Source organism: Microbacterium sp., assembly GCF_052102115.1.
Classification (GTDB): Bacteria; Actinomycetota; Actinomycetes; order Actinomycetales; family Microbacteriaceae; genus Microbacterium.
This window is the reverse complement of sequence record NZ_JBQDVP010000015.1, coordinates 54,546-64,080: the sequence shown is the minus strand read 5'-3', so window position 1 is coordinate 64,080 and position 9,535 is coordinate 54,546. Positions and strand designations below refer to the sequence as shown.

Genomic DNA, 9,535 nt, shown 5'->3' with positions numbered 1-9,535 from the left:
AGTCAGCTGGTGGGAATCAAATAGCGCGAGTCTCCATCAGACCCAGGGCGCTTCAGAGTCCCCGGTTCGCCCGTCCATTCGCCGCCACCACGCCGCGAGACTGCATTCCGCGGACGAGGTTGCCGGGACTCCGGTCGATCTCATCCGCGGAATGCAGTCTCGGAATGTCAGGGGGATGTTACCGCTCAGTAACGGTTCATTAACGGGGATAGGTGCACGCCGCCGTGCAAGTTACGCTCAGTTCATCTGCGACTCGATGAGATCGCAATAAACCCGTGTCCACAGGAGGACGAAGTGAACAGAAACAGGATTCTGCTGGCGAGTGCCGGTCTGCTCGCCGCCAGCACCCTCGTGCTGGCAGGTTGCGCAAGCGGCAACGACTCCGGCGGCGACGATGGCGGGGGCGACGCCTCGGCGATCATCTCGGTCAACGGTTCAGAGCCGCAGAACCCGCTGATCCCGACCAACACCAACGAGGTCGGCGGTGGCAAGATCCTCGACGCGATGTTCGCAGGGCTCATCGGCTATGCCGCCGATGGTTCGGTGTTCAACGACGTCGCCGAGGACATCACGGTCGAGGACCCGCAGAACCTCACGGTGACCATTCGTGAGGGTCTGACGTTCAGCGACGGTGAAGAGGTCACTGCAGACAACTTCATCAAGGCGTGGAACTACGGCGCACTCGCCTCGAACGAGCAGCTCTCCAGCTACTTCTTCGAAGACATCGAGGGATTCAGCTACGACGAGGACTCCGAGCTGACCGGTCTTGAGCAGGTCGACGACTACACGTTCACGATCGCGCTGAACAAGCCGGCGTCGGACTTCGCACAGCGTCTGGGCTACTCGGCCTACTACCCGCTCCCCGATGTCGCGTTCGAGGACATCGAGGCGTTCGGTGAGAGCCCGATCGGCAACGGCCCGTACATGCTCGAGGGTGAAGACGCCTGGCAGCACGACGTCGGGATCAACCTCGTGACGAACCCTGACTACGACGGACCGCGCACCCCCGCCAACGGCGGCCTGGACATCGTGTTCTACGCCTCGCAGGACTCGGCTTACGCCGATCTTCTCGGTGGCGAGCTCGATGTCCTCGACGCCATCCCCGACTCGGCGTTCGCCAACTTCGAGTCCGACCTCGGCGACCGTGCGGTCAACCAGCCGGCGGCCATTTTCCAGTCCTTCACGATCCCGGAGCGCCTCGAGCACTTCGGCGGCGAAGAGGGCCTGCTGCGTCGTCAGGCGCTGTCCATGGCGATCAACCGTGAGGAGATCACGGATGTGATCTTCCAGGGCACCCGCACCCCGGCCAGCGACTTCACCTCGCCGGTCATCGACGGTTGGTCCGAATCGCTCGAAGGCGCCGAGGTTCTGGCGTACGACCCCGACAAGGCCGCGGAGCTGTGGGCCGAGGCCGATGCGATCAGCCCCTGGACTGGCGAGTTCCAGATCGCCTACAACGCCGACGGTGGCCACCAGGCCTGGGTCGACGCGACCGTGAACTCGATCAAGAACACGCTCGGCATCGAGGCGTCGGGGGCACCGTACCCGACATTCGCCGAGGCTCGCAGTGAGATCACCGAGCGTACGATCCAGACCGCTTTCCGCACCGGATGGCAGGCTGACTACCCGGGTCTGTACAACTTCCTCGGACCGCTCTACGCGACCAACGCCGGCTCGAATGACGGCGACTACTCGAACCCCGAGTTCGACGACCTGCTCTCGCAGGGCATCTCGTCGACCGACCCTGAAGAGGCGAACAGCCTGTTCCAGCAGGCGCAGGAAGTTCTGCTGCAGGACCTTCCGGCCACCCCGCTCTGGTACTCGAACGTCGTCGGCGGTTTCGGCGAGACGGTTGAGAACGTAGAGTTCGGATGGAACTCGGTGCCGCTGTACGAACAGATCACCAAGATCGGCTGACACTGACAGGCGACGAGGCGGTGGTGCATACCACCGCCTCGTCGCCCTGCGCGTCCCCTACCCGAAGGGAGGTCGAGGGTGGCTCTTTACATCCTCAAGCGGATCCTGCAGGCGATCCCGGTGTTCTTCGGCGCCACCCTGTTGATCTATTTCATGGTCTTCGCGATGCCCGGCGACCCGATCGCGGCATTGTTCGGAGACCGTCAGCCCAACCCGGCTCTGCTCGAGCGGCTGCGTGAGCAGTACCACCTCGATCAGCCGTTCATCGTCCAGTACTTCTATTACATCTCCGGCATCTTCCGGCTCGACTTCGGCATCAGCTTCTCCGGCCAGCCCGTGATCGAGATCCTCGCCCGCACGTTCCCCGTCACGCTGCGTCTCGCGGTGATGGCGATTGGCATCGCGTTCATCCTTGCCATCGTGATCGGCCTGTTCTCGGCGCTGGGCAAAGGCGGGATCTTCGACAACTCGATGCTGGTCATCGCACTCGTCTTCGTAGCGGTGCCGATCTTCGTGCTCGCCTTCTTGGCGCAATACTTCCTCGCGGTGCAACTCGGGTGGTTCAGACCCACGGTCGGTGCCCGCAACGACTGGGGTGATCTCTGGCTGCCGGCGATCGTGCTGGGGTTGAGCGTCTACGCGACGAGCATGCGTCTCACTCGCAGCTCGACGATCGAGACGCTGAATCAGGACTGGGTGCGCACCGCGTACAGCAAGGGGCTGTCGCGCAGTCGGGTCATCCCGGTGCACGTGCTGCGCAACTCACTGATTCCGATGGTCACCGACCTCGGCACCGTGTTCGGCATCCTGATGGTGGGCGCAACCGTCACCGAGGGAATCTTCAACGTGCCGGGCGTCGGCAACACGCTGTATCAAGCGATCGTCCGCGGCGAGAATCCCACCGTCGTATCGTTCGTGACGGTGTTCGTCGTCGTCTACGTGTTCATCAACATCGTCGTGGATCTGCTCTACGGCCTGCTCGACCCGAGGATCCGCTATGTCTCGAACTGATGCGAACAGCGAACACTACGTCGCTCCCGTCGACACGACTTCGATACCGGTCGATGTCGTCCGCATTGATGAGAAACGGAGCAATCTCTGGCTTGACGCGTGGCGCGACCTGCGCCACCGACCGCTTTTCTGGGTATCGGCGGCGTTCGTGCTGCTGGTGGTCGTCGTCTCGGTCTGGCCAGGGCTCTTCAGCAACGTCGCGCCGAACAACGGCTGCGTACTCGCCAAGAGCAACGGCGGGCCTGAGGCGGGGCATCCGTTCGGCTTCACCCGTCAGGGCTGCGATGTCTACTCACGCGTCATCTGGGGCACGCGCACCTCGGTGGTCGTCGGACTTCTGGCGACGCTCATCAGCACGATCCTCGGCATGGTCATGGGCGCGTTCGCCGGTTACTACGGCGGCTGGCTCGACTCCGTACTTTCGCGGGTCGGCGACATCTTCTTCACGATTCCGTACATCATCGCGGCGATCGTCGTGATGTCGGTGATGCCGGTCCGGAACGAGTTCATCCTGGCGGTGGCCATCGGTGGCTTCGCCTGGGCGTCGACGGCGCGCATCATGCGTGCCGAAGTACTGCGCGTCAAACAGGCCGACTTCGTGATGGGTGCCGAGGCTGTCGGTCTTTCTCGCTTCCGCACGCTGATTTCGCACGTGCTGCCGAACGCCATGGCACCTGTGATCGTCGTCGCGACGCTCAGCCTCGCGGCCGCGATCGTCGCCGAGTCGGTGCTCTCGTTCCTCGGTGTCGGTCTCGGCGGCAGCACGATGTCGTGGGGCAATGACATCAGCCAGGCGCAGACCAGCATCCGTACGGCGCCGATGGCGCTGTTCTGGCCGTCTCTGGCGCTCACGCTCACAGTGCTGGCATTCATCTCCCTCGGCGAGCTGCTGCGCGACGCCGTCGACCCGAAGGCGAGGGCACAGCGATGAGCGCGCCGCTTCTCAGCATCCGCGACCTGAAGGTCGCATTCCGCAGCGGCAAGCAGACCCGTGAGGTGCTGCATGGCGTGAGCTTCGAGATCTTCGAGGGCGAGACGCTCGCGATCGTGGGCGAGTCCGGCTCGGGCAAGTCGACGACCGCCGCTGCGATCATCGATCTGCTGCCGGGCACGGGCGCCGTGACGGGTGGCAGCATCGATCTGAGCGGCAAGGACCTCACCCGGGCGAGCCGCAGCGAAATGGAGCGGATCCGCGGGCGCGAGATCGGATACGTCCCGCAGGACCCGATGTCGAACCTCAATCCGGTCTGGTCGATCGGTTTCCAGGTCAAGGAGGCCGTCCGTGCGAACGGACTGGCGCAGGGACGCCGAGAGATCAACGACCGTGCGGTAGAAGTGCTGGTTCAAGCCGGACTCAGCGACGCCGCCAGACGCATGCACCAGTTCCCGCATCAGTTCTCCGGCGGAATGCGCCAGCGCGCGCTCATCGGAATCGGCCTGGCCGCCGATCCGAAGCTGCTGATCGCCGACGAACCCACCAGTGCGCTGGACGTCACCGTGCAGCGGGTGATCCTCGATCACCTCGCGACGCTGGCCAGCGAGCGCGGCACCTCGGTGCTGCTGATCACGCACGACCTCGGGCTCGCAGCAGAGCGCGCCGATCGCATTCTGGTGATGAACCAGGGCGAGATCGTCGAGGCGGGAGCCAGTGCAGAGATCCTCGCCAATCCGCGGCATCCGTATACGCAGCGACTCGTCGCGGCGGCCCCGAGCCTGGCCTCGCAGCGGATCGGCATCACAGCGCGTGCGACGGACGAACCGGCCCCGACGGGTGCTCCGGTGGTCGAGGTGCGCGATCTCGTCAAGGACTATTCGATCCGCACTGGCGGCCTGCGCCATGAGCACCTCCGCGCCGTCGACACGGTGTCGTTCTCGATTCCGCGCGGCAAGACGCTCGCTCTCGTCGGCGAATCGGGCTCCGGTAAGTCGACCGTGGCGAAGATGCTGCTGCAGTTGGAGAAGCCGACGGACGGCGAGATCCTCATCGACGGCGACGCGACCAGCACGATGTCGCGCGCGGACGTGTTCAAGCTGCGTCGACGCATGCAACCTGTCTTCCAGGACCCGTACGGTTCCCTCGACCCGTTGCGCAGCATTGGCAGCCTGATCTCCGAGCCGCTGCACGTGCACGGCATCGGCACGCGCGAAGAGCAGCACCGGCGCTCCCTCGATCTGCTCGAGCAGGTGGCGTTGCCGCGAGAGCTCGCCTGGCGGTACCCGAACGAGCTGTCCGGCGGACAGCGTCAGCGCGTCGCGATCGCACGCGCCCTGGCGCTCAAGCCCGACATCGTCGTGCTGGACGAGGCGGTCTCGGCCCTCGACGTGCTGGTTCAGGACCAGATCCTCAATCTGCTCTCCGACCTGCAGCGCGATCTGGGTCTGACGTATCTGTTCATCACGCACGACCTCGCCGTGGTGCGGGTCGCCGCCGACTTCGTGTGCGTGATGGAGCAGGGCCGCATCGTCGAGCAGGGCACGGTGGACGACATCTTCAGCAACCCGCAGGAAGAGTACACGCGGCGTCTGCTGGATGCCATTCCCGGCGCCTCGCTGCCACTGGGCGGCACGGGCGGCACAGGCGGCGCAAGCTGATGCCGGCGGCCCGGCCGCCACGAGTCTTCCGGGTCACCGGGGCGGCCTGGCTGCTCGGCGTCAGCGCGGCCATCGCGATCGTGCTGCTGATCGAGGCGGCCGTCCGGTCCGGCGTCGGCGAGGCCCTGCTGCTCACGCCCTGGCTGCTGCTCGTGATCTGGGTCGTGTATGTCATGGGCATCGCCTCGGATGTCCGCGCGGATGCCGCCGGCGTTCAGGTGCAGAATCTGCTGCGCCGAACCGCGGTTCCCTGGATCCGAGTGAAACGCATCGCGTTGCGCTGGCAGCTCGAGCTGACGCTCGACGACGGCGCGGTCGTGCGCTGCTTCGGCGGACCGTCGCGATCCCGGCCGCGCCGGATCGGACCCGAACGGACGCGTGAGGACGGCAACGGCGAAGCCGCCGACGGCATCGCCCGACTGCAGAAGCTGCGGCTGGAGGCTGTCGCACACCCCGATGCCGTCGTCGTGCGGAGCTGGGACTGGGCGTCGATCCTCGCGTTCGCCGTGCTGGCCGTCTGGGCTGCCGTGGCCGTTCTCATCACGCGCTGATATCTCACCGCCACCGCGAACGGCCGCGCGTCAGGGAAGCATCGGCGCCACGAGCGGGTATCCGACGAACGCGACGGCATCGATGAGGAAGTGCGCGACGAGGAACGGCAGCAGCCGCCCGCCCCGGGCGAACAGCCAGCCGAACAGCAGTCCCATGGCAAGGTTCCCGATGAACGCGCCGGGGCCCTGGTACAGGTGATAGGTCGCCCGCAGCACCGAGGTCGCGATGATGATCGGCCACAGACCCCAGCCGAGCTGCTTCAGGCGGAAGAACAGGTACCCGAGCACCACGAACTCCTCCATGATCGACGCGCGGGCCGCCGACAGCAGCAGGATCGGTACGGTCCACCAGTGCGTATCGAGGCCGCCAGGATCCACGGCGACGAAGAGGCCGAGCATGCGGCCCCCGACGTAAAGCGCGAGACCCGGGATGCCGATGGCGAGGACGAGCAGGATGCCGCGGCCGATGTCGCCGCCGACGCGGCTGCCGTCCAGGCCGAGCGCGCCGAGGTGCGGCCGGGTGTGCTGCCAGACGAGGTAGCAGACCAGCAGCACCGGCACGATCGCGAACGCGATTCCGAGCACCTGGTAGATGAGGTCGAAGATCTCGCGGTCGCTGCGCGACGGGTTGAGGGTCGTGGTCTGATCAGCCAGCGGCGTGGCATCCGTCAGCCGATACGTGAGCTGCACGATCGAATAGATCGCCGATTCTCCGAGCCCGAGCGCGAGCACGATGGCGATCTCCCACCAGATCCGCGCACGCGACGGGGTCGGCGAGGCCAATGCGGGGGACGAGTGCACAGCCCGATGTTACGGGAGCGTCCTATGCGTGATCAGCGCAGGGTCAGTGAGCATGCGATATCGTGTACCGTCGGCATCCCGGCGCACCCCACATCCCTTTTAGGAAAACTTGCATGGCGCACGCCCTTCGTTCTGACCTCCGCAATGTCGCAATCGTCGCGCACGTCGACCACGGCAAAACCACGCTCGTCGACGCCATGCTCCGTCAGACGGGCTCGTTCGGGGAGCACGCGCACGTCGATGAACGCGCCATGGACTCGAACGATCTCGAGCGTGAAAAGGGCATCACGATCCTCGCGAAGAACACCGCGATCACCTACAAGGGTGAGCACGCCGGCGGCCAGGAGATCACGATCAATGTGATCGACACCCCGGGCCACGCCGACTTCGGCGGCGAGGTCGAGCGCGGATTGTCGATGGTCGACGGCGTCGTGCTGCTCGTGGACTCTTCTGAGGGCCCTCTGCCCCAGACGCGTTTCGTGCTGCGCAAGGCGCTCGAGGCGAAGCTTCCGGTCATCCTGCTCGTCAACAAGACCGACCGCCCCGACGCGCGCATCGCCGAGGTCGAGGAAGAGGCGCACGATCTGCTGCTGGGGCTGGCGTCCGACATGGTGGACGACGTGCCAGACCTCGACGTCGACGCCCTGCTCGATGTGCCGGTCGTCTACGCGTCCGGCCGTGCCGGTGCGGCATCCCTCACTCGTCCCGAGAACGGTTCGCTGCCCGACAACGGTGACCTCGAGCCGCTTTTCGGTGCGATCCTCGAGCACATCCCCGCTCCGTCGTACGACGACGAGGCCCCCCTGCAGGCGTGGGTCACCAACCTCGACTCCAGCCCCTTCCTCGGGCGTCTCGCTCTGCTGCGCGTCTTCAACGGAACTCTGAAGAAGGGCCAGACCGTCGCCTGGGTGCGCGCCGACGGCACCCACCAGAACGCCCGCATCACCGAACTGCTGAAGACCCGCGCGCTCGAGCGCTACCCGGCTGATTCCGCGGCCCCCGGCGACATCGTCGCGATCGCGGGCTTTGAGGACATCACGATCGGCGAGACCATCGCCGACCCCGATGACGTGCGCCCGCTGCCGCAGATCCACGTCGACGACCCGGCGATCTCGATGACCGTCGGCACCAACACCTCGCCGTTGATGGGCAAGGTCAAGGGGCACAAGCTCACCGCCCGCATGGTGAAGGACCGCCTTGACCGCGAGCTCATCGGCAACGTGTCGCTCAAGGTCGTGGACATCGGTCGCCCGGATGCCTGGGAGGTCCAGGGCCGTGGTGAACTCGCGCTGGCCATCCTCGTCGAGAACATGCGCCGTGAGGGCTTCGAGCTCACCGTCGGCAAGCCCCAGGTGGTCACGAGGAAGGTCGACGGCAAGGTCCACGAGCCCTTCGAGCACCTGACCATCGACACGCCGGAAGAGCACCTCGGTGCGATCACGCAGCTCCTCGCGAGCCGCAAGGGCCGCATGGACAACATGATCAACCACGGCACCGGCTGGGTGCGCATGGAGTTCATCGTCCCCTCGCGCGGCCTCATCGGATTCCGCAGCGAGTTCATGACGACCACGCGCGGCACCGGCATCGCGAACGCGATCTCGCACGGCTACGACGCCTGGGCCGGGCACATCACGACCCGCCAGAACGGCTCGATCGTCGCCGACCGTCAGGGTGTCGTCACCCCGTTCGCGATGATCGCCCTGCAGGAGCGCATGTCGTTCTTCGTGCAGCCGACTCAGGAGGTCTACGAGGGCATGGTCATCGGCGAGAACTCGCGCGCTGACGACATGGACGTGAACATCACCAAGGAGAAGAAGCTCACGAACATGCGTGCCGCGAGCTCGGACTCCTTCGAATCGATGACGCCTCCGCGCCAGCTCACGCTCGAGGAGAGCCTCGAGTTCGCCCGCGACGACGAATGCGTCGAGGTGACGCCTGAGGTCGTCCGCATCCGCAAGGTGATCCTCGACCAGACGGTCCGCGGCCGCGAGACCTCGCGCATGAAGCGCCAGGACGCGAACGCCTGACCGACTGCGGTGCCGCCGTTGACCGTCGCCGTTGACCGCTGCCGTTGACCGTTGCCGTGCAGCTCAGCGCAGCTCCGAGATGAGCACCGCGCTCGTGCCCGGCTCGACGGCCTCGAATACGTGCGGTACATCACCGGCGTACGACAGATAGTCGCCGGGGGAGAGCCGGACCGGAGCGCCAGCGGGGCCGATGTCGGCAGCGCCCGAGATCAGGACGACGTGTTCGATCGTGCCCGCGTGATGCGGGTCTGATCGGCGCGGTTCGCCTGGTTCTGCCTGGATGAGGTAGACGTCGCGGCGGGCGCCCGGAGGGCTCGCTGAGAGCAGCGTGGCGCTGTAGGCGGCCGCGGATGAGGGCACGCCGGCGTGGTCGTCGGCGCGGATCAGCGTCGGGGCATTCGCCTGCTGGTCCACGAGCACGGCGAAGGGAACATCGAGCGCGACACCGAGTGCCCACAGCGTCTCGACGCTCGGATTGCCCGAACCGTTCTCGAGCTGCGAGACGGTCGCCTTGGACACACCTGCCTGCCGCGCGAGCTCTGACACCGACATGCCGTGCGCTTCACGCTCGCGTCGCAGGGTTCGGGCGATGCGTGTTCCGAGGTCATCCATCCGTTCATCATGCCAAACGATCGT

The 9,535-nt window shown here is 65.9% G+C and carries 8 protein-coding genes; 6 read left to right on the top strand and 2 right to left on the bottom strand.

The window, feature by feature from the left end:
- The first annotated feature begins 294 nt into the window (after positions 1-294).
- From ACTICP_RS07005 to ACTICP_RS06985, 5 genes are all read left to right on the top strand, one after another.
- Positions 295-1,917, top strand: coding sequence for a peptide ABC transporter substrate-binding protein (locus ACTICP_RS07005; RefSeq protein ID WP_441890865.1), 1,623 nt, complete (start codon positions 295-297; stop codon positions 1,915-1,917).
- Positions 1,918-1,995: 78 nt separating this feature from the next.
- Positions 1,996-2,928: an ABC transporter permease gene (locus tag ACTICP_RS07000; protein WP_441890863.1), complete on the top strand. Its 933-nt coding sequence runs from the start codon at positions 1,996-1,998 to the stop codon at positions 2,926-2,928.
- On the top strand, positions 2,915-3,859 hold the full coding sequence (locus ACTICP_RS06995; RefSeq protein ID WP_441890861.1) for an ABC transporter permease: 945 nt from the start codon (positions 2,915-2,917) through the stop codon (positions 3,857-3,859). The genes ACTICP_RS07000 and ACTICP_RS06995 overlap by 14 nt, the downstream gene beginning before the upstream one ends.
- Positions 3,856-5,520, top strand: coding sequence for an ABC transporter ATP-binding protein (locus ACTICP_RS06990; protein WP_441890859.1), 1,665 nt, complete (start codon positions 3,856-3,858; stop codon positions 5,518-5,520). The genes ACTICP_RS06995 and ACTICP_RS06990 overlap by 4 nt, the downstream gene beginning before the upstream one ends.
- A complete protein-coding gene (locus ACTICP_RS06985) occupies positions 5,520-6,071 on the top strand; it encodes a PH domain-containing protein (RefSeq protein WP_441890857.1) in 552 nt (183 codons plus the stop codon). Before ACTICP_RS06990 ends, ACTICP_RS06985 begins: the two co-directional genes overlap by 1 nt.
- A gap of 30 nt (positions 6,072-6,101) precedes the next feature.
- Here the strand turns inward: ACTICP_RS06985 and ACTICP_RS06980 are convergent, their stop codons facing one another.
- Positions 6,102-6,872: a CPBP family intramembrane glutamic endopeptidase gene (locus ACTICP_RS06980; protein ID WP_441890855.1), complete on the bottom strand. Its 771-nt coding sequence runs from the start codon at positions 6,870-6,872 to the stop codon at positions 6,102-6,104.
- A 113-nt stretch (positions 6,873-6,985) separates the two neighbouring features.
- Here ACTICP_RS06980 and typA point away from each other — a divergent pair, with 113 nt between their 5' ends.
- Positions 6,986-8,899 carry a translational GTPase TypA gene (gene typA / locus ACTICP_RS06975; protein WP_441890853.1) on the top strand — a complete coding sequence of 638 codons (1,914 nt, stop codon included), beginning with the start codon at positions 6,986-6,988 and terminating at the stop codon, positions 8,897-8,899.
- 63 nt (positions 8,900-8,962) lie between these two features.
- On the opposite strand, the gene ACTICP_RS06970 is transcribed toward typA, so the two are convergent.
- Entirely contained in the window at positions 8,963-9,511 is a 549-nt protein-coding gene (locus tag ACTICP_RS06970) for a helix-turn-helix domain-containing protein (protein ID WP_441890851.1), read from the bottom strand.
- Positions 9,512-9,535 lie beyond the last annotated feature (24 nt).